A 22938-nucleotide genomic window follows, 5' to 3' on the forward strand; every position below is an offset into this window, starting at 1 on the left:
CCCCCCGCGCGGCTCTACGCCGCGTGGTGGGGAGGGGTCGGGGGTGGGGGGTCTATCGGCGAGCTCTACTGCCAGAAAATTTGCTGAGACCGCCGTCAGAGAATTCGCGCATTCGACTGGCAGCGAATTTGCTGAAGCACCCCCCACCCCCGACCCCTCCCCGCCACGCGCAAGGGCGCGCGGGAGGAGGGGGGGAAGAGAGACATTGCTCTAACGCGCGGACGGGGCTCCGGGCGCCGGCGCCGGGACGGGTGCGCTGGTCTTTTTCGGCGCGGCCGGCTGTTTTGCGACCGGCGCCGGCTTCATCGCCGCGGCCTGCGCCGGCAGGTATTTTGCGACCACGGCCGGATCGAGCTGCGCCATCGCCGTATCCGGCAACCGGGTCCAGATCTCGTCCTTGCCGAACAGCGAGATTCCCATGTAGCCGCGCATGGTCAGCGTCTGGCCGTCGGCGCTGACGCTCATCTTGGCCTTGTAGATCTTGCCGTCGCGCGGATCGAGCACGTTGCCGTTCTCGTATTTCAAGCCGTCGCGCTTCATGTCGCGGATGAAGGAAATGCCGAGCACCGGCGCATCCTTGCGATCGTCGGTGCATTTCGAACAGACCGGGTTGGGCGCTTCGCCGGGCAGCGGGAAGGTCTTGGCGATCGCCCCCTCGAAGATCCCGCCGCGATCGACCACGAGGAACCAGCCTACCGGCTTGCCGTCGTCGATCTTCTGCCACAGCCCCGCGGCGGTCGGCTCGGCGACTTGCGCCGCCGCCATGGTGGCGAGCAAGCCAAAGCCGATCGCGAACAAAAACGTTTGTCGAATTCTGGATATCGCAGTCTGCATTTTCACCACCTGACCAATCCATAAAACAATGGCCCCAGACTAAGGCCATTTCGCGGACGGTTCCAGTGCCGCCGGCCCGCCTCAGGGCCGGCCGGCGTGCCTCTTTTATGGCATTGCCAACGGAATCAGTTGACCCCGAGCTTCTTCTGCAGGCTGGAGGACGACGTGGTGTACTGGAACACCAGCCGCTTGTCCGGATAGACGTAGCGGTGCGCCTTCTGGGCCATCAGCGATCCCTCGTGGAAGCCGCACAGGATCAGCTTCAGCTTGCCGGGATAGGTGTTGATGTCGCCGATGGCGAAGATGCCGGGCACGCTGGTCTCGAACGCGGAGGTCTCGACCGGCACCAGATTGTGTTCCAGCGCAATGCCCCAATTGGCGACCGGGCCGAGCTTCATGGTCAGTCCGAAGAACGGCAGGATGGTATCGCAGGCGATCTTTGTCAGCGCGTTGTCGTTGCCCTTGACGGTAGCGCCCGTCAGCTGGCCGTCCTTGCCCTCGAGCTCGGTGACCTGGCCGATCTTCAATTCCATCTTGCCGGCCGCCACCAGCGCGCGCATCTGTTCGACGCTGTGCGGTGCCGCGCGAAAATCGTCGCGCCGGTGCAAGAGCGTGACGCGCTTCGCAATCGGATGGAGGTTGAGGGTCCAGTCCAGCGCGGAATCGCCGCCGCCGACGATCAACAGATCCTTGTCGCGGAACTGCTCCATCTTGCGCACCGAATAGAAGACCGAGGTGCCTTCATAGGCCTCGATGCCCGGCACCGGCGGCCGCTTCGGCTGGAACGAACCGCCGCCCGCGGAAATCACCACCACCTTGCATTCGAACACCTGGCCGGCATCGGTGGTGACGCGAAAGCCGGGATCGCCGATCTTCTCGATCGTCTCCACCATCTCGTTGAGATGGAAGGTCGGGTTGAACGGCTTGATCTGCTCCATCAGCGCGTCGGTCAGGCCCTGGCCGGTGACGAAGGGAATGCCGGGAATGTCGTAGATCGGCTTTTCCGGATAGAGCTCGGCGCACTGGCCGCCGATCTTGTCGAGGATGTCGACGAGATGCGCCTTCATGTCGAGCAGGCCCAGTTCGAACACGGCAAACAGTCCACAGGGGCCCGCGCCAATAATCAGCACATCGGTTTTGATCGCTTCGCTCATGTCAGCTTCTTTTCAGTTGAACCGTCGCCGGCCGGCCGGGGTGCCTTTGGGCTGCGCCTGTCTAGCCAACGCCGGGGGGCGAGGAAAGCCATAAATGGGCGGCTGGGCTGCCCGGCAACCCCTTGCCGGAGCTGACTAACTGGGCTGTAACGGCTGGGAATATCAGGAGATTGCCCGTGAACGCCCCTGCCCGCGTCGATTCAACGCCTCGCCTGGAGGATTTCCCCTACCGGCTGACGGACAATGTGCGGTTCGCCGACCTCGATCCCAACCAGCACGTCAACAATGCGGTGTATGCGAGCTATTTCGAAACCGGCCGCGTCACGCTGATGAAGGACCGCAGCTACGGGCTGATGCCCGATGGCGTCACCTGGATCATGGTGCGGCTCGACATGCATTTCCGCGCCGAGCTGCGCTGGCCCGGCACCATCGAGATGGGGCTCGGCGTGGTGAAATTCGGCCGCACCTCGGTGACGTTCGACCAGGTGGTGTTTTCCGAAGGCGTCTGCGTCGCCTCGGCGCGATCGGTCTCGGTGCTGCTGGACGAGGCGACGCGCAAGCCGACGCCGCTGACGGAGGAGATTTTGCGGAGTTTCCAGCCATGGCTGCACCGCGGCTTCGACGGAAAATGATCCGCCTCGCGCTGGCGGCGGTCGTTGCCCTGCTCGCGGCGGCGCCCGCCACCGCGGCGGATCCATTGCATCGCGAGGATCTGCGGATCCCGATGGCGGCCGCCGGTCCCCGCGGGCTGGAAGCCATGCTGATCCGCCCCGCAGGCACCGGGCGCTATCCGCTGGCGCTGCTCAGCCACGGCACGCCGCGCGATGCCGCGGCCCGCGAGGGCATGACGCCCAACGGCCTCTACGTGCAGGCCATCGAATTTGCCCGCCGCGGCTTTGCCGCCGTCGTGGTGATGCGCCGCGGCTACGGCGATTCCGGCGGCGGCTATGCCGAAAGCAACGGCCCCTGCGATCGTCGCAACTATCTCGCCTCGGCCAACGCTTCGGCCGCCGACCTGCGCGCCGCCGTCGATGCGATGGGCCGTCGCGCCGACCTCACCACCAAGGGCATGATCGCAGCCGGCGTTTCCGCCGGCGGATTCGCCAGCATCGCGCTGTCGGCCGATCCGCCGCCGGGCCTCGCCGCCGTGATCAATTTCGCCGGCGGCCGCGGCTCGCGCGCCGACGATGACGTGTGCGACGAGGACGCACTGGTTCGCGCTTTCGCAAGCCTGGGCAAGACATCGCGAATTCCGTCGCTGTGGGTCTATGCCGGCAACGACAAGTACTTCGGACCGCAACTGGCGCGCCGGATGCATGCCGCCTTCACCGCCGCCGGCGGACGCGCTCGTTTCATCGACGCGCCCGCCTTCGGCCGCGACGGCCACGGCCTGTTTTCCGCAATGGGAGTCTCGATCTGGACGCCGATGGTCGATAGTTTTCTGCGCGAGATGAACCTCGGCACCCGCGACCTGATCGCCGCGCCTGCCACTGCAGCAGTTCCGCCGCCCCGGCAGTTCAGCGTAAAAGGCCGTGCCGCTTTTGCCGCCTACCTCGCCAGCGGCCCGCACAAGGCCTTCGCGGTGTCGCCGAAGGGCCAATACGCCTTCCGCAGCGGATTGCGAACGCCAGCCCAGGCCGAGGCCGCGGCACTTGCCGAATGCGCAAAACATGCGCCGGACTGCGCGCTGTATGCGAAGGGCGATGAACTCGCCGGCCAGGGCAACCGGTGACGCCGCGCGCGCGGCTAGCGCCCTGACGACATCGCCGCCGGCCCGTCTTGCCGCAATTGCCGCATCAGCGTCTCGCGCAGCCATTTGTGGCCGGGATCGTCGTTATTGTTCTCGTGCCAGATCATGTGGAAATGCTGTTCCGCGATCGGCATCGGCGGCTCGTGCAAGGTGAGTCCGAAGATCGGGGCCATCCGTTCCGCGAAGCGGCGCGGCACCACCGCCACCAGATCGGTGTCGGCCACCATCGCCGGCATCGACCACACCTTGTTGACCATGTAGGCGATCTGCCGGTTGCCGCCGCGGGTGATGATGTCACGATCGACCGTGGCGTGGTTGCGCAGCTCGCCGATCAGCGCGATCTGGCCGAGCGACATGAAGGTTTTCAGGTCGAGCGTCTTGCCGATGCGCGGATGGTCGTTGCGGGCAATGACGACATACTCGCAAGGGCAGATCGTGGTCATCACCAGCCCCGGCGCACTGACCGGAAACGTATAGCAGGCGAGATCCAGCGTACCGGCGATGATGTCGTCGGCGACATTGGTGTTCCACGGCGGCCGCGACTCGATCGTGACCAGCGGCGCATGCCGGGCTATCTCGCGCAGCAGCGGAGCCATCAAGAGCGGCTCCAGCGGGTCCACCATCACGATGCGGAAGTGCCGCTTGTAGGAAGCCATATCCAGGGTGCGGTCGCCGTCGAATTGCTGGCGGATCAGCCGCAGCGCCTCGCGCACCGGCTCGATCATCTGCTGCGAGCGGTTGGTCGGCTTGACGCCGCGGCCGGCGCGCACGAACAGGGGATCGTCGAAATGCTCGCGCAGCCGCGTCAGCGCGTTGGAGACGGCGGGCTGGCTCAGCGCCAGTTGCCGGGCGGCGTGGCTGATATTGCCGGTGGCGAACACGGCGTCGAACACGATCAGGAGATTGAGATCGACGTTCCGCAGGTTGATGGTCGCCATGGCCGTCCGCGTCCCCCAAATAATCATTCGCGCGGGTGATACATAGGTCGGCAACACCACCGCTGTCCAAGACAAAAGCGGTGCGCCGCCGAACGAGCGCGGGCCTCGGGCCCATGCCGCGAAACATTCGCGGGCGTTATGGATGGCATTCAGAGACTCAATTTTTCACCGTCCCGCATCGCACCTATGGTCGCGTCCGGGGTCGGGATCATACGCGTGAACTGGCATCGCCGCTCACGCGTAACCTGAAAGCCAATGCGGATATGTGAACCGGCCGGCGCGCTGACGTGCGCCGGAACGGGATGGTTGTGGGGATGTGACGTGATGATGATTGCAAAGCCGCCATCCGTTGGCGCCGTTGGCCGCCGCCTGGGGTCGCTCGGTCGCCGCCTGCTGGTCTCCACCACGGTGCTGACGCCCGCCGCGCTGTTGCTGGCCGCGCCCGCCCAGGCCGACGCGACTACGTCTGGGTTGGCGGTTCGGGCGCGGGCTACACGACGCCTGCCAACTGGAATCTGAATACCGCATTCCCGGGCAATCTCGCCGCCGACACCGCCACATTCGGCAATACGGCAGGCGCATCGGAAACCGTCACCCTCGCCGCCCTCGCCACGCTGACGGGCTGGACCTTCAACACCAACGCGGCGACTTCCTATACCGTGGACGGCGGGCAGACCGTGACGCTGTCGGGGGGCATTCTCAACACCTCGACGGGCGGTACCCATACCATCGCCAACGCCATTACGGGCACCGGCGGCATCGTTCAGAACGGCGCCGGCTCGACCCTGGTTCTGTCCGGCGCCAACACCTACACCGGCGCGACCACGGTTTCCGCCGGCACCCTCGAAGTCAGCGCCAACGACCATCTCAGCAGTTCCACGGCGCTGAGCATCGCGGCGGGCGCGACATTCAACATCAACGGTACCCAGCAAACCGCCGCGTCGTTTGGCGGGGCGGGCACGCTGCGTTCCGGAAGCAGCTCCGCGACCCTGCGGTTCGGTGCCGACAATTCCTCGACGGCCTTTTCGGGAAACGTCACCAACGCCTGGATCGGATTTGAGAAATACGGCACCGGCACCTCCACCTTCAGCGGCGCCACCTGGCCCGGCGGAGGCACGTTCACAATCAATGCGGGGACCGTCGCGCTGACCGGCGGCGCCGACGTGACCAATACGTTCTTCACCATGCAGAACAATGCCACGCTGGATATCGCGGGAACCGTCAACGGCGCGTCGGTCGGCTTTCTGGGCGGCGGGGCCGGAACGGCAGTGCATCTCGGCACCAGGACGCTGACGATCGAGCATGATTCCCTTCGGGTCAGCACCTTCATGCAAGGCGTCATCGACGGCAGCGGCGGCCTGACGCTTGGCCAGAATTCTGCGCTGAAGTTGACGAACGACAACACCTATACCGGCGCCACCACGCTCACCGGCACCAACGCGGAGCTGGAACTTCGAAGCGCACAAGCTGTCGCCGCATCCAGCGAAGTGAACATCGCGACCAGCGGCGCCACCGTCAACGTCGCCAACGCGGGAGCGGACGTCTCGATCCGGTCGCTCCGGGGCATCGCGGGCGGCATCGTCATCGTCGGCAACCACAATCTGATCGTTACCGACGCGGCTGCGGATTTCGCTGGAGTCATCAAGAAGAACCTGAATTCCTCGACCGGCGGGCTGATTCTGGCCGGCGGGCACCAGACCCTGTCGGGCATCAACACCTATACCGGCGCGACCACCGTCAACGGCGGCACGCTGAGCGTAGACGGCTCGATCGCGACGTCCGCGCTGACCACGGTCAACGCCGGCGGCACCCTCGGCGGCACCGGCACCGTCGGCAACACCGCCATTAATGGCGGCACGCTGGCGCCGGGCAATTCGACCGGCACGCTGACGGTGAACGGCAATCTCAGTTTCACCGCGGCTTCGTCCTACATGGTCGAGATATCGCCTTCCAATGCCGACCTCACCAACGTCACCGGCAACGCGACGCTCGGCGGCGCGACCGTCAATGCCAGCTTCGCGCCGGGCAGTTACGTGGCCAGGCAGTACACCATCCTCAATGCCGTCGGCGGGCTCGGCGGCAGCACTTTCGGCGCGCTCGTCAACAACAACCTGCCTTCCAGCGTGACTTCGAGCCTGAGCTACGACGCCAACAACGTCTATCTCAATCTTGCACTCAACTTCGCCATTCCCGGCGGCCTCAACGTCAACCAGGCCCATGTCGGAAATGCGCTGACCAACTTCTTCGATGCCACCGGCGGCATTCCGCTGGCGTTCGCCGCGCTGACGCCGGCAGGATTGAGCCAGGTCTCCGGCGAAACGGCTGTCGGCACGCAGCAGACGACCGTCGACGCGATGAACTTGTTCATGGGCGTGATGACCGATCCGTTCATCGACCGGCGCGGCGACACATCGACGGCATCGGGTGCGTCGCCATTCAGCGAGGCGAACATCGGCCGCGGCCCGGGACGCGACGCCTTTGCCATGATCACCAAGGCGGGCGCGCCGCCGGTCGCCTTCATCCCGCGATGGAGCGTGTGGGCGGCAGGCTATGGCGGATCGCAAACCACCGACGGCAACGCCACGCTCGGGTCCAGCACCGCCACCAGCCGCGTCTATGGCACCGCCGTCGGCGCCGACTACCGGTTCTCGCCGTTTACGCTGGCGGGGTTTGCGCTGGCCGGCGGCGGCACCAGCTTCTCGATCGCCAACGGCTTTGGCGGCGGCCGCTCCGATCTGTTCCAGGCCGGCGCGTTTCTCCGTCATACCGCCGGCCCGGCCTACCTCTCCGCCGCGCTGGCCTATGGCTGGCAGGACATCACCACCGACCGCACCGTGACCATCGCGGGCGTCGACCAGCTTCGTGCCAAGTTCAACGCCAATGCGTGGTCGGGCCGGGCCGAGGGCGGCTATCGCTACATTACCCCGTGGATGGGCCTCACGCCTTACGCGGCGGGACAGTTCGTCACGTTCGAGTTGCCGAACTATGCCGAGACGGTGGTGTCCGGCGCCAACACGTTCGCGCTGGGCTATGCCGCCAGGAGCGTCACCGCCACCCGCAGCGAGTTCGGACTGCGCGCCGACAGGTCGTTCGCCATGCAGGACGCGATCCTGACGCTGCGCGGCCGCGCGGCCTGGGCCCACAACTTCAACCCGGACCGTTCGATCACGCCAACGTTCCAGACCCTGCCCGGCGCCAGCTTCGTGGTGAATGGCGCCGCGCAGGCCCGCGATGCAGCTCTCGCCACCGCCTCCGCGGAAATGAAATGGCTGAATGGCTTCTCGCTCGCCGCCACCTTCGAGGGAGAATTCTCCGACGTGACCCGCAGCTATGGCGGCAAGGGCGTGGCGCGCTACAGCTGGTGAGCGCTTCGCAACGGCACGGCGGCGGGCGTTAAGCCTGCCGCTCCGGCGTCGACACGATCAGGCCGTCGAGTTCGTCGCTGACCTTGATCTGGCACGACAGCCGCGAATTCGGCCGCACGTCGAAGCCGAAATCCAGCATGTCCTCTTCCATCGGGGTCGGCGCGCCGACCTTCTCGCGCCAGGCTTCATCGACATAGACATGGCAGGTCGCGCAGGCGCAGGCCCCGCCGCATTCGGCCTCGATGCCCGGGATGCCGTTGCGGATCGCCGCTTCCATCACGGTCGCGCCGTTTTCGACGTCAATGATGCGGGTTTCGCCGTTATGGTCGACAAAGTGAATCTTGGCCATGATTGCTCGTTACTGCCGGGATGAAGAGAGGTCCGGGCAGTCCTATAACGGGTCGATCCGCTCTGCGCCAGCGGCCGGGGCGAAAACCTGCCGCGCGGTCCGGGAGGCGCCCTCTGGCGGCCGGCGGATCAGGATCGGCGCAGGATCGCGTCGATGGCGGCGCGCGCCTCAGTCACGGCATCCCTGAGTCCGGCAAGCGACGGTGCGGGATCGTCGCCCTTCTGAAAGGCGGCTTCCAGGCGTGCCGCGGCGTCGGCAACGGCAAAGGCGCCGATCGCGCGCGCCGACCCCTTCAGCGTATGCGCCAGCGCGCCTGATTCCGGAGGCAAGGCGGCGAGCGCGCCGATCAGGCCGACGGTCTGGGCCGCGAACATCGCCAGCACCTCGCGCTCGAGGCCGGCATCGCCGAGCGTCATGCGCCGGAGATGTTCGAGATCGATCGGACCGTCATCGGGAGCAATCGGGGGCGATGGCATCCAGTCAACCTGTTCCAGATGAAGCGGCATGGCGATAGTCCAAATCTCCCGGCGAATTCGGCCCCGGGCAGCGACGTTCTCGCCAGCCAAACACAGGAATGGTTAATGGAACGTTTGGCGTACCTGCCGCAAGTTCGCCTTGTTTTCGGCGAACAGTCGCCTCAATCGGCAGCCCGATCCGGGAATTTTGTGCACCCGTAAGGCGTTACGCGCCCCTGCTGTTAACGATGATTAAGATTGTATTAATCGCGGCCATTTCATTCGCACCGCTCTGCCAATAGGATGTTTCCGGATGGTGGCGGAGAAGGCGGGCGACGGAAGCGCCTTGGCTCCGCACGGGGAACGACACCGGTTTCGGGCTTGCGAGCGACTTTCCAGCAAGCCTCCATCGGACGCGTAAAAAGTAAAACGAGGGCTCAGACTGAACATGGCGAACAATCCCAAAAAGGTCAAAGACCCTACCGAAGTCGCGCTTTCTGCCATTCAGGAAGCCCTCAACATCAATGACGCGCCCGCAGCGGACAACACGCGCGGTTCGGTCCGCAGCGATGCGGCGTCCAATGCGTCGTCGCCGCCGTCATATGATGACAGCTTCGACACACGGAGCGCCGACCGGCAGATCTTCGAGCCGATCGAGGAGCCGCGCTCCGCCCGCCGCGCCGCCAATGACGACCGCGAAACCATCGGCCAGATCCTGCAGGCGATCCAGAAGGGCCGCCCCGCCCGCAACGTCTACACCCTCGCCACGCTGTTTGCCGGCGTCTGGATCATCGGCTGCGCGCTGCTGACCTTCAGCTTCCTGCCCGCGCTGCAGGCGTCGATCGGCCAGGGCCCCGGCGGTACGCTGGTGCTGGCCGGCCTTGCCGCATTGTTCTTTGCGCCGGTGCTGCTGTTCTACTTCCTGGCGAGCCTTGCCTGGCGCGGCCAGGAATTGCGCATGATCGCGCAGTCGATGGCGCAGGTCGCGATCCGCTTTTCGGAGCCCGAGGGTGCGGCCTCCGACTCCATGGTCACCGTCGGCCAGGCGATCCGCCGCGAAGTCGCCGCCATGGGCGACGGCGTCGAGCGCGCGATCGCGCGCGCCGGCGAACTCGAAACCCTCGTCGCCAACGAAGTCTCGGCGCTCGAACGCGCCTACAGCGACAACGAAGTGCGCATCCGCGCGCTGCTGCAGGATATCGCCCACCAGCGCGACAACCTGGTCGGACAGGCCGAGCAGGTTCGCAGCGCCATCTCCGGCGTGCAGATCGACCTGCGCCACGATATCGCGCTGATCTCGGATGCGATCGCATCGCGGGTCGACGAAGTTGCCAAGAGCATCACCGGTGCGCTGGAAGAACGCGGCGCGCACATCACCGGCGCGCTCAGCCACGCCGGCGACAACATGATCCTCGCGCTCGGCGAGCGCGGCGGCGACCTGCTCGACCGTCTCGAGGAAGCCAGCGCCGAGACCACGCGCGCCGTGCTCGACGCCAGCGAACGCCTCACCACCAGCCTCAATTTCAAGACCGGCCACGTCCACGACGAGTTCGTCGACCTCGCCGACCGCGTCCACGAAATGCTGAACGAGCGGATCGACCGCATCACCAGCGAATTCGAGCAGCGCTCCTCCACCATCGTCGACGGCATTTCCGACCGCACCGAGCAGGTCCACGACTCGCTGAAGAATTCCAGCGACTCCCTGCTGCTGGAGCTCGAACTGCGCAGCGGCGATCTCGTCAGCAAGATCGACGAGGCCGGCAACCGGCTGGCGTCCCAGATCCTCACCTCCGGCGACAAGGCCAGCGACGCGCTCGACGTCACCGTCAACTCGCTGGTGGCCAAGGTCGTCAGCCAGACCGAAACCGCGCACGACACCCTCTCTTTGCAGATGAGCGCGTTCGACGAACTGGTGCGGAACCAGGGCGGCGAACTGGCGGAGAAATTCGCCCGCGACTCGGGCACGCTCGGCGCGCTGATCACCCGCCACATCTCGGAATTCGACCGCACCGTCAAAACCTTCGGCGGCGAAATCGTCGACCGCATGGGTCAGCGCACCCAGGACATCTCGGACACCCTGAAGACCTATGTCGACACCTTCGACACCCGCCTGAGCACCAATGGCGGCGAGATCACCGCTTCGCTGGACCAGCGCCTGGTTCAGTTCGAGACCACGCTGGGTAGCCGCGTCGCCCATCTCGACACCTCGCTCGACGGCAAGATCGCATCCTTCGACAGCTCGATCGAAGGCAGGATCAGGTCGTTCGACGAGTCGATCGACGGCCGCCTCAAATCGCTCGAACAGAATTTCGATACGCGGGCGAAGTCGGTCACCGAGACCATCGACAACCGCCTGGGCACGCTGGCTTCGTCACTGACCGACGGCGCCTCGCAGGCGGTCAGCATGCTCGACTCGCGCCTGACCCACCTCACCACGTCGTTGACCGACGGCACCGCGCAGGCGATCCACTCGATCGACACGCGCCTGACCTATCTCACCACGTCGCTGACGACGGGCGCCGCACAGGCGGTCGAAGCCATCGACCAGCGCATTGCCGGCGTGACCCAGACCATCGATGGCCGCAGCGCCCATCTGACCGACACCATCACCGCGCGCTTCCAGGAAATCCATCAGGGCATCGAAACCCGGGTCGGCGCGGTTGCCTCCGACATCGACATGCGCGTCGCGCAGTTCGAGGACCTCCTGGGTTCGCGGATCGAAGCCGTGGCAGGCCGCATCGAGAGCAGCGGCCGGCAGGCCAGCGAGGGCCTGATGGCCCGCGCCGAGGAATTGTCGTTCGGGATCAGGTCCCACGTCGAGGACGCGGAACGCTCGCTGACCAACCTCGTGGTCAATACCAGCGAGACCATCCAGACCGGCGCCCGCGCCGCGCAACAATCGCTGCTGACGGTTTCATCCGACGTCAATGCACAGCTGCAGCTGACCTCGGGTGAAGTCGAACGCGCCCTCACCGCTGTCGGTACCGGGGCCGCAAACTCGATCCTGACCAGCGCCCGCGATGCGCAGTCCACCCTGGTGTCGGCCTCCACCGAGGCCGCCAGCCAGATCAAGTCGCTGTCCGCCGACGTCGAGCGCACGCTCTCCGCCGCGGGGTCCGCCACCGCGAGTTCGATCGTCGCCGGCGCCCGCGAGGCGCAGACCACGCTGGTTACGGCTTCCGCGGATGCGGCAAGCCAGGTCAAATCGCTGGCCGCCGACGTCGAGCGCTCGCTCTCGATGGCCGGAACTTCCACCGCCGAAACGATCACCGCCGGCGCACGCGAAGCTCAGAGCACACTTGTGAATGCTTCAACGGATGCCGCGAACCAGGTCAAGTCGCTGGCCGCCGATGTTGAGCGCTCGCTCTCCGCGGTCGGAACTTCCACGGCCGAAGCGATCACCGCCGGCGCGCGCGAAGCACAGAGCACGCTGGTCACCGCTTCGATGGATGCCACCAACCAGGTCAGGTCGCTGGCCGCCGATGTCGAGCGTTCGCTGTCGATCGCCGGTACCTCCACCGCCGAGGCGGTCACCGCCGGCGCGCGTGAAGCCCAGACCACGCTGATCAATGCGTCCAACGATGCGGCCAGCCAGGTCAAGTCGCTGGCGGCCGACATCCAGCGCTCGCTGTCGATGGCCGGCACCTCTACCGCCGAGACGCTGACCATGGCCGGCGCCTCGACCGCCGAGGCGCTCACCTCAGGCGCGCGCGATGCGCAGAACATGCTGGTCAATGCGTCCGCGGATGCGACCAGCCAGGTCAGGTCGCTGGCAGCGGATATCCAGCGTTCGCTGTCGGTGGCCGGCGCTTCCACCTCGGAGGCGATCACCTCGGGCGCCCGCGAGGCCCAGAACACCCTGGTCGCCGCATCCGCCGATGCCGCCAGCCACGTCAAGTCGCTCGCGATCGATGTGGAACGCACATTGACGGCGGTCGGCGCCGACACCGCCGCCTCGATCCTCGCCAGCGCGCGCGAGGTGCAAAGCTCGCTGACGGCGACTTCCGCCGATGCCGCCAGCCAGATCAAGGCGATCGCTGTAGACATCGAGCGTTCGCTCAGCACGGTCACCGCCAACACTACCGACAATATCCAGACCAGCGCGCTCAACGCCCAGAGCGCACTGGTGGCCGCGTCGAACGAGGTCAGTTCCAAGGTCAAGTCGACCTCGGCTGAAGTCGAGCGCACCGTGCTTGCCGCCAGCGGCTCGTTCGGCTCCACCATGACCGGCAAGACCGACGAAATCGTCACCTATGTGCAGCAGCAGACCGACCGGCTGGCGCAGATGATCGACGGCAAGCGCGGGACGCTGGTCGAGGCGATCGGCTCGAAGACCAGCCAGCTCACGGTCGACATCGATCGCGTGACATCCGACGCCCTGAAATCGATCGAGACCAGGGGCCAGGCGTTCTCGCAGTCGTTGATGACCAACGGCTCCGACGTCGCGCGGACCATCACGTCCGCCGGCGAACTCGCCACCGGCGCCGTAGCCAAGTCGCTGAAGGAACTCGAGCAGTCCTCGCGCGCGGCGATCGACCAGTCGCGTCAGGTTTCGATCGCGGCCGTCACCGAAATGCAGGAGACCAGCAAGATCCTGCGCACCGACACCGTCGCCCTGTTCGAGCGGCTGCGTGAAGGCAACATCCTGCTGCAGGAAGTGCTGACCGGCGCGCATGACAACCTCAACTCGCTGGAGCGCGCCTTGGTGACCCGCGTGGCCGACTTCGTGTCCGCCATGAACGACGTCACCTCGCGCAACGGCGTCGCGACGCAGACGCTGGAAGACCAGCTCAGCGTCTTCAACGCCAAGACCTCGAAGGCGCTGGAGGACCTCGGTTCGCTGTCCAGCCAGTTCGAGCACCACGGCCAGGCGCTGGTCGAGGCCGCGGCGGTGGTCGAGCAAAGCAACCGCAGCACCACGGCCTCCGTTTCCGAGCGCAAATCGGCGCTGGAATCGCTGGTCACCACCATCGACCTGCGCACCGCCGATCTCGATCAGCGGCTGTCGCGCTTCACCAGCCTGCTGGATGAATCGCTGGCGGCCGCCGAAGAGCGCGCCCGCGATATCGCCCGCGTGGTTGCGGAAACCGCAGGCGCGGGTTCGGCCGCCATCAGCCATCAGTTCGAAGCGGTGCGGGCTGCGGCCGAGGAGGAACGCCGGCTCACCGCCGACACCATGGCCGAGCTCTATCAGCAGGGCACCCAGGAAGCCGACGCGATGTTCAAGCAGTCCGCGGAAAAGTTCGCCAACATGGTGGCGAGCATGAAGCAGATGGCGTCGGAAATGCACAACGAGCTCGACGCCACCCGCAACGAGCTGCGCCGCGGCGTGCTGGAAATGCCGCAGGAGGCCGCCGAAAGCACCGCGCAGATGCGCAAGGTGATCGTCGACCAGATCGAGGCGTTGGCCGAACTGAACCGGATCGTCGCCCATCATGGCCGCGGCCTCGACGTGGTCTCCGCGGGCCGCGCCAGCGTGCAGCGCGAGGAAGAGCCGATGCTGGTCGCCGCCGGCGGTCAGTCGCGCTCCGCACCGCGCATGGGCGGCAGCGCCGCATCGACCCTGCCGCCGCCGGACCTCGGTGGGCCTGCCCCGCGCCGCACCGAAGCGCCGCCGGTTAGCCCCGCCAGTTCCGACCAGGGACGTGACGGCTGGTTGTCTGACCTGTTGAACCGCACCGATGCCGCCGGCCCCGCCCAGGCGGCGCGCCGCCCCGCTCCCGCGCCAGCGGCAGCGAGCGACAATCCGCTGGCATCGCTGTCGCTCGACATCGGCCGCCTGATGGATCGCAACCTCGCCGCCGAGATGTGGGATCGCTATCAGCGCGGCGAGAGCAAGGCGTTCACAAAACGGCTCTACACGCCGGCCGGCCAGAAGGCCTTCGACGAGGTCGCCCGCAAATACCGCGCCGACCGCGCCTTCAAGCAGACGGTGGACCGCTACATCACCGAGTTCGAGCGCCTGCTCGATGAGGTCGCCCGCGACGAGCGCGGCCCGGCGATGCTGCGCAGCCACCTCACCTCGGAGACCGGTCTGGTCTACACCCTGCTCGCGCATGCGGCGGGACGGCTGGGATAAGTTGCGACTAGCGAGTAGCGATTAAAAATGGAGGCCTCTCGGCCTCCATTTTGTTTTTTGACGCAGGTTGCGGCTCCGCAATGCTCAACTCGCAACTGAATAAAGATCCGATATGCTTCTTGGTATATTCGGAGACATCGCCGCCATGAGTGACACCGCCAAGAAGCGAGCACTACGCGTTTATCGCAGGCGACAGGCCAAGAGGGGCACGGCGCCATCTGACGCCACCGGCGAACCGCCAACGAAAGGCAACATCCTCGCCGCGTTGCGTCGTTCGCCTCTGGTCGGAGCCGATCTCGATCTCACTCGTTCGTGCGAAGCCGGGCGCAAGGTCGCCTTGTGACGCGCGATATCCTCGATAAGAATATCATCAGTCACACGATTGCGGCGCTCGGCACTTGCGCATAGCCCCTTACGCGAGGTGCATTCCGCCCGCTATTGCGGCCTGCGAGGTGCAGCGCCGGCCGCGGGCGGCCTCGGCCCCGCTGACGGCGCGGGCGGCCTCGCTGGCGCGGGCTCGGGCGCTACGGCGTTATTGCTGCCGCCGAAGATCACCCGGCTCGGGTTGCGGTCGAAATTGTTCACGGCGCGGCTGATGTCGCCGAGGGTGCGACGGCCGTCGGCGATCAGCAGGTTGGTACGCTTGTCGAGGTCGTCGGCGAGTTCCTTGATCGCCTTCAGCATCGCCGAGAGTTCACCGCCGGAACTGCCGCCCGCAACCGTGTTGAGGCCCAGCATCAGGCTGTCGGCCTTGCCCATCACGCCGTCGACCTTGACCATGATGCCGTCGATCTTTTCGGAATTGCGCGCCAGCGCGCCCGTAAAGGTTTCCAGGTTGCGCAGCGAGTTTTTGACCGATTCCTGGTTGTCGGCGACGATCCGGTTGACGTTCTGCAGGGTGGCGCGGATCGCCTCGGTGACGTCCTGCAGCGCGTTCGGGTCAGCGGTCAGGACCGGGATGCCGTCCTCATCGAGCGGAACGGCCGGGGCCGCCTCCTCGCCGCCCTTCAGCGAGATCGCGGCAACGCCGGTCAGGCCCTGGAATTCGAGCCCGACCAGGGTGTCCTTGCGGATCGGCGCCTTGTTCTCGACCATGGCGAGTGCGACGACTCGACGCGGGTTATCCAGCTTTACGGAGATGACTTCGCCTATCCGGATACCGTTGAAATTGACGCTGCCGCCGTTGCGCAGGCCGGACGCCGGGCCTTCGAACACGATCCGGATCGGGCTGCGCGCCTTGGTTGTGTGGAGGCTCTGGAACCACAGCACAAAGCCGAACGCCGCGGCAATCACTGCCAGCGTGAAGGCTCCGATCAGGACGTAATTCGCCCGCGTTTCCATTCAATCAAACTCCGGTACTAGCCCATGACCGCGCGGGCGCGCTTGCCGTGGAAGTATTGCCTCAACCAGGGATGTTGCGAGGCCTGCATGTCGGCGACCGATCCTGCCGCAATGATCTTACCGTTCCCTAACACCGCGATCCGGTCGCAAGCCGTATAAAGGCTGTCCAGATCGTGGGTTACCATGAAAACGGTCAGGCCCAAAGTACGCTGCAGGGTGCGGACCAGCTCGTCGAAGTCGCCGGCGCCGATTGGATCGAGGCCGGAGGTCGGCTCGTCGAGGAAGACAAGTTCCGGATCGAGCGCCAGCGCGCGGGCCAGCGCCACGCGCTTGATCATGCCGCCGGACAGTTCCGAGGGAAAGCGGTCGGCGACTTCGGGCTTGAGGCCCACCATGACGAGCTTGGCGGCCGTGATCTCGTCCATCAGCCGCTGCGAGAGCTTGAGATATTCGCGCACCGGAAACTGGATGTTCTGCCGCACCGTCAGCGAGGAGAACAGCGCGCCCTGCTGGAACAGCACGCCCCAGCGCCGTTCGACACCGCGCCGCGCCTTGGCGTCGGCGGCGTCGAGATCGACGCCGAATACCTCGATGCTGCCGGCGACCTTGGGGACGAGGCCGATGATGGTGCGCGTCAGCACCGACTTGCCGGCCCCCGAGGGGCCGACAAAGCCCAAGATCTCGCCGCGCTTCACATCGAGGTTGAGGCCGTCGAGGATACGGTTCTTGCCGAACTGTACGGTGATGTCGCGGACCCGGATGATGTTGTCGGAAGGTTGCGGGGCCATCGTCACATTCCGATCGATGCGAAGAAGATCGCGAACACGCCGTCCATCACGATGACGAAGAAGATTCCCTTCACCACCGACGACGTCGTGTGCTGCCCGAGCGATTCGGCGCTGCCCTGCACCGCAAGCCCTTCGACGCAGGCGACGATGCCGATCACCGCCGCCATCACCGGCGCCTTGATCAGGCCGACGGTGAAATGGTTGATCGAAATGGCGTCACGCAAGCGCAGCAGGAAGGCTTCCGGCTCGACCCCGCCATAGAGCCAAGCCACCAGCCCGCCGCCATACAACGCCGCCATCGCGCCGAGAAAAGCCAGGATTGGCAGCGCGATCACCAGCGCCAGCATGCGCGGCAGAATCAGCACTTCGATCGGATCGAACCCCATGGTGCGCAGCGCGTCGATCTCTTCGCGCATCTTCATCGAGCCGAGTTCGGCGGTGTAGGCGCTGCCGGAGCGGCCCGCCACCATGATCGCCACCAGCAGCACGCCGATCTCGCGCAGCACCAGCACGCCCAGCATGTCGACCACGAAGATGTCGGCGCCGAACTGGCGGAAATGAAAGATGCCCTGCTGCGCGATGATGCAGCCGATCAGGAAGGTGATCAGCACGACGATCGGCACTGCGCGCCAGCAGACCTGTTCGAGGTGGTGCACCGTCGAGGTCAACCGAAAGCCGCGCGGGCGGATCAGCACCCGGCCGCCGGCGGCCAGCACCGCGCCGAGCATGTCGATCAGGCCGACCAGGGTGGCGCCGACGCCGGCTACGCTGCGGCCGACCTGGTCCAGCATACCGGTAATCGTCACCCGGACGGCGTCGGGCGGCGGGGCCGCCTTCACCCGGCGCACTTCATCGACCAGGGTGGAATAATTGGCCGAAAGCCCGGCGATCTTCGCCTCCACCCCGCCCTGGGTCAGGCTGCGGCGCAACCGCTCGATCAGCCAGGCCCCGAAGGTGTCGAGCTTGGAGACCTGCGAGACATCGATGAAGATATTGGGCCGGCTGCCGGCCAGCTTTTCGGCGTCGGCGACGATCCGCTCGAGATCCTGCGCAAAGCGCGCGGTCCACGAACCCGCGGCGCACAGCGCCAGGCCATTGCCCCGTGCAATCCGCTCCAATGTCGGGTCGCCGCTCACGATGCCAACACCCCAGCCGATTCCCCGCCAGTGAAGCAGGAAAGGATCCAACACGCCGCCTTGTAGAACATGTCCCTTAACAGCCATACTTGGTTGCGCCGGGCAAGCCGGTGGTTCAGAAATTGCCAGATTTTCAAATGACTTCCAGCAAATCCCCCGTGCTTGCCGCCCGAATCGAACGCTGGCCGATCGCGGGTTCCTTCACCATCAGCCGGGGCGCCAAGACCGAGGCGGTGTCGGTCGTAGCTGAGGTCAGCCATGACGGCCATACCGGGCGGGGCGAATGCGTCCCCTATCCGCGCTATGGCGAGACCCCGGAAGCGACGCTGGCCGCCCTGCAGGCGATGCAGGGGCCGCTGTCGCGCGGCCTCGACAGGCACGCCCTGCAGGCCGCCATGCCGGCCGGCGCCGCCCGTAACGCGCTGGATTGCGCGCTATTGGACCTCGAAGCCAAGGCCAGCGGTCGGCGCGCCTGGGACCTGCTCGGACGGCCGGCGCCTGCCGCCTGCACCACCGCCTACACCATTTCGCTGGGGACATCAGAGGCGATGGCGGCGGCGACCGCCAAAGCGGCGCACCGGCCCCTGCTCAAGATCAAGCTCGGCGGCGACGGCGATGGATTGCGAATCGCCGCGGTGCGCAAGGCCGCGCCCGAATCCGAACTCATCGTCGATGCCAACGAGGCCTGGACGCCGCACAATCTGGAACAAAATCTCGCCGAATGCGCCGAGGTGGGCGTCACGCTGGTGGAGCAGCCGCTGCCGGCCGGACAGGATGAGGCGCTGGCGCGGATCGGCCGCAGACCGGTCGCCGTCTGCGCCGACGAAAGCGTGCACGACCGGAAATCGCTCGATGGACTGCGTGACCGCTACGACGCCGTGAATATAAAACTCGACAAGACCGGCGGGCTGACCGAGGCGCTTGTCATGGCGGATGCGGCGCAGGCGCTCGGATTCGAAATCATGATCGGCTGCATGGTCGCGACCTCGCTGGCGATGGCGCCGGCGATGCTGCTGGCGCGACAGGCCCGCTTCGTCGATCTCGATGGCCCGCTGTTGCTGGCGCGCGACCGCGACGGCGGCCTGCGCTATGACGGCAGCCTGGTCTATCCGCCGGAAGCGGCGCTGTGGGGATGATGGGAGAGACATTTTTTGACGCGTTTTCTTAACGCGAACCGGCATCCACTTCGCTCGAAAACGCTATGCGATGCCGCGAAAACCACATGATGAGGCCGCCTGACAGCGCCATCGTGGCCATCAGGTAATAGACGCCCTGCCCGTAGCGGGCGAAGATCATGCCGGACGAAATCGACGCGGTCGAGGTGACGATGCCGGTGCAGGCCGCAAGATAGCCCTGCCCCCGCGCCATCATCTGGATCGGAACATGCCGCACCATCAGGCCCATGGTGCCGACCATGGTCAGCCCGAAGGTCAGGCCATGCGCCAGTTGCACGACGGCAAGCACCGCGATCGGCGGATCCTGCGCGGTGATCGACCAGCGCGCGACCGCGCAGAGGGCCGCGATCACCACCAGCCGCGAGGGATGCAGCGTGAACCGCGGCGACAGCGCGAACACCACGATCTCGGCGAGTACGCCGAGCGACCAGAGCCCCGCAATGGTCAGCCCGCCCAGCCCCGACTGCTGCCAGGCGATCGACGCGAACACGTAATAGGCGGCGTGGCTGCCCTGGATCAGGGCCGAGGTGGCAATGATGGCGAGAAAGCCGGGATCGCGCAGCAGCGCGGTGGTGCCTTGCGTGGGCGCCGCCGCTGTTCTCGGGCTGTCCAGCGGCTGCAGCCCGAGGCTGACGAGCGCGCCGAGCGCCGCCACCGACGCGATCACCCAGATCAGCCGTTCGGCGGCGATCAGGTCGACCAATAGCCCGCAGGCCAGCGCGCCGGCCACGAAAGCCGCCGAGCCCCACAGCCGCAGCGGCCCGTAATTCAGCCCGTAACGCGCCACGCCGCGCAGCGCATAGGCATCGGTCAGCGGCGTCATCGACGTCCACAGGCCCGAGGTGACGACGTAGATCAGGAATACCGCGAGCGGCAAATGCTGGGTTCCGACCAGCGCCAGCCCGAGCGCGGTGGCAAAGGCCGCCACGATCAGGGTGCCGCGCAGCGCCTGACGCCGCTCGGCAAGGCCGGTGATGAACGGCAGCACCGTAAAGCGCGTCACCGAGGGGACGGCCGTAATAATACCGATCCACGACGCATCGATCCCGACCGCCTTCAGCCATACCGGGAAGAACGGCAGATGGGTGCCGACGAGGCCGAACAGCGTGCCGTAAAACAGCGCCAGCCGCGTGGCGAATCGCCTGGAGGCCGCTTGAGATGCGGTGGGGATTTGTGATTCGCTCGGCATCAATTCAATTGCGATTCGTTCGATATCGTGATGATCGTTAACGCAACGCGCTGACATTTGCGCGGTGAGTCTTGCATGGCCGATGAAGCATTTGCGCTGTCTCCGATCTCCGCTCGCGCTGCCCAGCCGAGCGAGGAAGACTATGACGCGATCAGCAAGGCGTTCATGGAGACCTCGCGGGGCCGCTGGTTCCTCGGCGAATACGCCAAGCGCAACCGCAATGCCGACACCAGCATGGTGCTGGAGGCGGTGGCGCGGCTCGAGGAAAACCTGGCGGCCCAGCGGCAACCCCAGCCGGCTCCCGACGACGGGCTGAAGGACGCGCTGGCCGCGATCCGCAGCGCGGTCGATGCGGCCCGGGTCGCCGCACTCGACGGGCTCGCGCTGGAGGAAAAGCTCGGGCCGGTCCGCAAGGGCAGCCGGATCATCCGGGAAATCGCCTGGCGCTGGCGCGAAATCGGCGCCGACGGCCGGATCTGCGATCTGATCGATTCCCAGATCAACGCCATCGAGGGCGCCTGCGGCGAGATCGCATCGATCAATCCCCTTGTTGCGTTCGACGTCATCGAGCGGCAGCTCGCGGAACTCGGCGGCCACGAGGCCGCGCCCGCATCGCCGCAAGCCGCGGCGGAAGACAGCCCGTCGGCCGCGGCCCCGCCCGCCCCATCGGATGAAATGCTCGCCGCCCTGGTGGAGCCGCTGGAGACCGCGGCCTCGGTCCCTGCAGAAGACTCCGAAGCCACGGTCAGAGCCTCGTCGGTGCTGGCCGAACAAGCCATCGCGACGGCGGAAGCCGCAGAGGTGCTGGTCGAGACCGCCGACGTAACGATCGAGACCGCAGACTCTACGATCGAGACCGTGGACGCGATGGTGGAGAGCGCCGACGTAACGGTCGACACCGTGGATGCCATGGCGGAGACCATGGATGAAGCGGCCGAGCCGGTGGGCCTGACCGGCGAAGCCGCCGATGCCGAGGATGACGCGATCCTCGACATGATCGCGCTCGAAATGGCCGCGGATGATCCCACGGATTTCAATGATGTCGCCGAAATGGAATCGGCCGAGGCCGCCGTCGCGGAGCTCGCGCCTGCCGATCCCGTCAGCGTCGCGCCGGAGCGGGAGCCCGAGCCCGAACCGATGGCCGCCGTGGCAGAGCCGCCGGCCGTCGAACCGTCGCTGCAACCCGCGCTTCAGGCAGACGAAGAGCCTTCGCTCGGCTCCTCGCTGATCTCAAGGGGAATTCTGAACCGGCCCGCAGCCGCTGGATCTGATCCGTTGGCGCCGATCCGGCGCATGAGCCAAGCCGAGAAGATCGCGTTCTTCTCGTAAGCACTTTCGCTGATCTGCGGCTCAGCTGATCAATCGCGCGAACAGATCCGCATCGACATTGCCGCCCGACAGCACGATGACGACGTTCTTGCCCTTGACGTCGATGCGGCCGGCCAGCAGCGCGGCGAGGCCGACGGCGCCGCCGGGCTCGACCACCAGTTTCAATTCGCGAAAGGCAAATCCGACCGCGGTACCCACTTCGGCATCGCTGGCGGTGATGCCTTGCGCGAGCAGCTGGCTGTTGATGGAGAAGGTGATCTCGCCGGGGATCGCGGCCATCAGCGCATCGCAGATGGTGCGGCCTTTTGAGCCGTGCGCTTCGCGCTTGCCCGCGCGCAGCGAGCGCGCGTGGTCGTCGAACTCTTCGGGCTCGCCGGACATCACCATGGCCTGCGGATAGCGCGCCTTGATCGCGGTGGCGACGCCGGCGATCAGGCCGCCGCCCGAGGCGGGCGCCACCACGATATCGGGTGTCAGGCCGAGGGCGGCCATATCCTCTGCGATCTCGCGGCCCACGGTACCCTGTCCCGCGATCACATAGGGATCGTCATAGGGCCGCACCAGCGTGGCGCCGCGTCTGTCGGCGATCTCGCGGGAAATCGCTTCGCGATCCTCGCGGTCACGGTCGTACAAAACGACCTCGGCGCCGTAGGCTCTGGTGCGCTCGCGCTTGGAGAGCGGCGCATCGGCCGGCATCACGATGGTCGCCTGCATGCCGAGCAGTTGCGCTGCATGCGCGACGCCCTGGGCGTGGTTGCCGGACGAGAACGCCACCACGCCGCCGCCGCGCGCTTCCTGCGGAATCGACGACAGCTTGTTGAAGGCGCCGCGAAACTTGAACGAGCCAGTCCGCTGCAACATTTCCGGCTTCAGGAAGATCCGGGTCCCCATCCGCTCATTGAGAACGGACGGCGACAGCATCGGGGTTCGCACCGCGTAGGGCGCGATGACGCGCGCGGCGGCATCGATGTCGGCGGAAGTCACAGGCAGGATGGCGATTGTCATCGCGCAAAGTTACGCCTGCGCCGGCAGGCGGGCAAGGTGCTTCGAGCAGGA

General features: G+C 66.3%; 18 protein-coding genes. 8 read left to right on the top strand and 10 right to left on the bottom strand.

The window, feature by feature from the left end:
• Window positions 1-210: 210 nt before the first annotated feature.
• A complete protein-coding gene (locus Q7T45_RS20685; protein ID WP_304873135.1) occupies window positions 211-834 on the bottom strand; it encodes a DUF2147 domain-containing protein in 624 nt (207 codons plus the stop codon).
• 125 nt (window positions 835-959) lie between these two features.
• A complete protein-coding gene (locus Q7T45_RS20690) occupies window positions 960-1988 on the bottom strand; it encodes an NAD(P)/FAD-dependent oxidoreductase (protein WP_304873136.1) in 1029 nt (342 codons plus the stop codon).
• A gap of 176 nt (window positions 1989-2164) precedes the next feature.
• On the opposite strand from Q7T45_RS20690, the gene Q7T45_RS20695 reads away from it, so the two are divergent.
• Together Q7T45_RS20695 and Q7T45_RS20700 are read left to right on the top strand one after the other, a co-directional pair.
• Window positions 2165-2620 carry a thioesterase family protein gene (locus Q7T45_RS20695; RefSeq protein ID WP_304873138.1) on the top strand — a complete coding sequence of 152 codons (456 nt, stop codon included), beginning with the start codon at window positions 2165-2167 and terminating at the stop codon, window positions 2618-2620.
• Window positions 2590-3720, top strand: a complete 1131-nt coding sequence (locus Q7T45_RS20700; RefSeq protein ID WP_304873139.1) for a S9 family peptidase — start codon at window positions 2590-2592, stop codon at window positions 3718-3720. The genes Q7T45_RS20695 and Q7T45_RS20700 overlap by 31 nt, the downstream gene beginning before the upstream one ends.
• A gap of 14 nt (window positions 3721-3734) precedes the next feature.
• On the opposite strand, the gene Q7T45_RS20705 is transcribed toward Q7T45_RS20700, so the two are convergent.
• Complete coding sequence (locus tag Q7T45_RS20705) at window positions 3735-4676, bottom strand: LysR family transcriptional regulator (RefSeq protein WP_304873141.1); 942 nt, start codon at window positions 4674-4676, stop codon at window positions 3735-3737.
• A 321-nt stretch (window positions 4677-4997) separates the two neighbouring features.
• Between Q7T45_RS20705 and Q7T45_RS20710 the strand changes: the two genes are divergently transcribed.
• Together Q7T45_RS20710 and Q7T45_RS20715 are read left to right on the top strand one after the other, a co-directional pair.
• Complete coding sequence (locus tag Q7T45_RS20710; protein ID WP_304873142.1) at window positions 4998-5195, top strand: hypothetical protein; 198 nt, start codon at window positions 4998-5000, stop codon at window positions 5193-5195.
• A 140-nt stretch (window positions 5196-5335) separates the two neighbouring features.
• Window positions 5336-8041, top strand: coding sequence for an autotransporter domain-containing protein (locus tag Q7T45_RS20715; protein ID WP_304873144.1), 2706 nt, complete (start codon window positions 5336-5338; stop codon window positions 8039-8041).
• Between the two features lie 28 nt (window positions 8042-8069).
• Here Q7T45_RS20715 and Q7T45_RS20720 read toward each other — a convergent pair whose 3' ends face one another.
• Both Q7T45_RS20720 and Q7T45_RS20725 read right to left on the bottom strand, forming a co-directional pair.
• The gene (locus Q7T45_RS20720; protein WP_304873146.1) at window positions 8070-8390 is read right to left on the bottom strand and encodes a 2Fe-2S iron-sulfur cluster-binding protein; all 321 of its coding nucleotides are present in this window, start codon (window positions 8388-8390) and stop codon (window positions 8070-8072) included.
• Between the two features lie 128 nt (window positions 8391-8518).
• Window positions 8519-8896, bottom strand: a complete 378-nt coding sequence (locus Q7T45_RS20725) for an Hpt domain-containing protein (RefSeq protein ID WP_304873148.1) — start codon at window positions 8894-8896, stop codon at window positions 8519-8521.
• A gap of 397 nt (window positions 8897-9293) precedes the next feature.
• Between Q7T45_RS20725 and Q7T45_RS20730 the strand changes: the two genes are divergently transcribed.
• Together Q7T45_RS20730 and Q7T45_RS20735 are read left to right on the top strand one after the other, a co-directional pair.
• On the top strand, window positions 9294-14924 hold the full coding sequence (locus tag Q7T45_RS20730) for a hypothetical protein (RefSeq protein WP_304873150.1): 5631 nt from the start codon (window positions 9294-9296) through the stop codon (window positions 14922-14924).
• A 145-nt stretch (window positions 14925-15069) separates the two neighbouring features.
• A complete protein-coding gene (locus Q7T45_RS20735) occupies window positions 15070-15267 on the top strand; it encodes a hypothetical protein (RefSeq protein WP_304873151.1) in 198 nt (65 codons plus the stop codon).
• 92 nt (window positions 15268-15359) lie between these two features.
• Here Q7T45_RS20735 and Q7T45_RS20740 read toward each other — a convergent pair whose 3' ends face one another.
• The 3 genes from Q7T45_RS20740 to Q7T45_RS20750 are packed head-to-tail and all read right to left on the bottom strand — an operon-like array spanning window position 15360 to window position 18189.
• Window positions 15360-16265 (bottom strand): MlaD family protein, encoded by a 906-nt coding sequence (locus Q7T45_RS20740; protein WP_304873153.1) that lies wholly within the window; start codon window positions 16263-16265, stop codon window positions 15360-15362.
• A gap of 17 nt (window positions 16266-16282) precedes the next feature.
• Entirely contained in the window at window positions 16283-17053 is a 771-nt protein-coding gene (locus Q7T45_RS20745) for an ABC transporter ATP-binding protein (RefSeq protein WP_304873155.1), read from the bottom strand.
• Between the two features lie 2 nt (window positions 17054-17055).
• The gene (locus Q7T45_RS20750) at window positions 17056-18189 is read right to left on the bottom strand and encodes an ABC transporter permease (RefSeq protein WP_304873157.1); all 1134 of its coding nucleotides are present in this window, start codon (window positions 18187-18189) and stop codon (window positions 17056-17058) included.
• A 137-nt stretch (window positions 18190-18326) separates the two neighbouring features.
• Here Q7T45_RS20750 and dgcA point away from each other — a divergent pair, with 137 nt between their 5' ends.
• Complete coding sequence (gene dgcA, locus Q7T45_RS20755; RefSeq protein ID WP_304873160.1) at window positions 18327-19325, top strand: N-acetyl-D-Glu racemase DgcA; 999 nt, start codon at window positions 18327-18329, stop codon at window positions 19323-19325.
• A 28-nt stretch (window positions 19326-19353) separates the two neighbouring features.
• Here dgcA and Q7T45_RS20760 read toward each other — a convergent pair whose 3' ends face one another.
• Window positions 19354-20553 carry an MFS transporter gene (locus tag Q7T45_RS20760; RefSeq protein WP_304873162.1) on the bottom strand — a complete coding sequence of 400 codons (1200 nt, stop codon included), beginning with the start codon at window positions 20551-20553 and terminating at the stop codon, window positions 19354-19356.
• A gap of 75 nt (window positions 20554-20628) precedes the next feature.
• Here Q7T45_RS20760 and Q7T45_RS20765 point away from each other — a divergent pair, with 75 nt between their 5' ends.
• Window positions 20629-21882: a hypothetical protein gene (locus Q7T45_RS20765; RefSeq protein ID WP_304873164.1), complete on the top strand. Its 1254-nt coding sequence runs from the start codon at window positions 20629-20631 to the stop codon at window positions 21880-21882.
• A 21-nt stretch (window positions 21883-21903) separates the two neighbouring features.
• Here the strand turns inward: Q7T45_RS20765 and Q7T45_RS20770 are convergent, their stop codons facing one another.
• Window positions 21904-22887, bottom strand: a complete 984-nt coding sequence (locus tag Q7T45_RS20770; protein ID WP_304873165.1) for a threonine/serine dehydratase — start codon at window positions 22885-22887, stop codon at window positions 21904-21906.
• Window positions 22888-22938 lie beyond the last annotated feature (51 nt).

Source organism: Bradyrhizobium sp., assembly GCF_030646015.1.
GTDB lineage: Bacteria > Pseudomonadota > Alphaproteobacteria > Rhizobiales > Xanthobacteraceae > Bradyrhizobium.

Excerpts from the sequence above, each read along its gene's own strand:
- dgcA (WP_304873160.1), top strand. The coding sequence starts at position 18,327 with ATGACTTCCAGCAAATCCCCCGTGCTTGCCGCCCGAATCGAACGCTGG.
- Q7T45_RS20730 (WP_304873150.1), top strand. The coding sequence starts at position 9,294 with ATGGCGAACAATCCCAAAAAGGTCAAAGACCCTACCGAAGTCGCGCTT.
- Q7T45_RS20740 (WP_304873153.1), bottom strand. The coding sequence starts at position 16,265 with ATGGAAACGCGGGCGAATTACGTCCTGATCGGAGCCTTCACGCTGGCA.
- Q7T45_RS20690 (WP_304873136.1), bottom strand. The coding sequence starts at position 1,988 with ATGAGCGAAGCGATCAAAACCGATGTGCTGATTATTGGCGCGGGCCCC.
- Q7T45_RS20735 (WP_304873151.1), top strand. The coding sequence starts at position 15,070 with ATGAGTGACACCGCCAAGAAGCGAGCACTACGCGTTTATCGCAGGCGA.
- Q7T45_RS20685 (WP_304873135.1), bottom strand. The coding sequence starts at position 834 with ATGCAGACTGCGATATCCAGAATTCGACAAACGTTTTTGTTCGCGATC.
- Q7T45_RS20720 (WP_304873146.1), bottom strand. The coding sequence starts at position 8,390 with ATGGCCAAGATTCACTTTGTCGACCATAACGGCGAAACCCGCATCATT.
- Q7T45_RS20765 (WP_304873164.1), top strand. The coding sequence starts at position 20,629 with ATGGCCGATGAAGCATTTGCGCTGTCTCCGATCTCCGCTCGCGCTGCC.
- Q7T45_RS20705 (WP_304873141.1), bottom strand. The coding sequence starts at position 4,676 with ATGGCGACCATCAACCTGCGGAACGTCGATCTCAATCTCCTGATCGTG.
- Q7T45_RS20770 (WP_304873165.1), bottom strand. The coding sequence starts at position 22,887 with ATGACAATCGCCATCCTGCCTGTGACTTCCGCCGACATCGATGCCGCC.
- Q7T45_RS20700 (WP_304873139.1), top strand. The coding sequence starts at position 2,590 with ATGGCTGCACCGCGGCTTCGACGGAAAATGATCCGCCTCGCGCTGGCG.
- Q7T45_RS20725 (WP_304873148.1), bottom strand. The coding sequence starts at position 8,896 with ATGCCGCTTCATCTGGAACAGGTTGACTGGATGCCATCGCCCCCGATT.
- Q7T45_RS20745 (WP_304873155.1), bottom strand. The coding sequence starts at position 17,053 with ATGGCCCCGCAACCTTCCGACAACATCATCCGGGTCCGCGACATCACC.
- Q7T45_RS20760 (WP_304873162.1), bottom strand. The coding sequence starts at position 20,553 with ATGCCGAGCGAATCACAAATCCCCACCGCATCTCAAGCGGCCTCCAGG.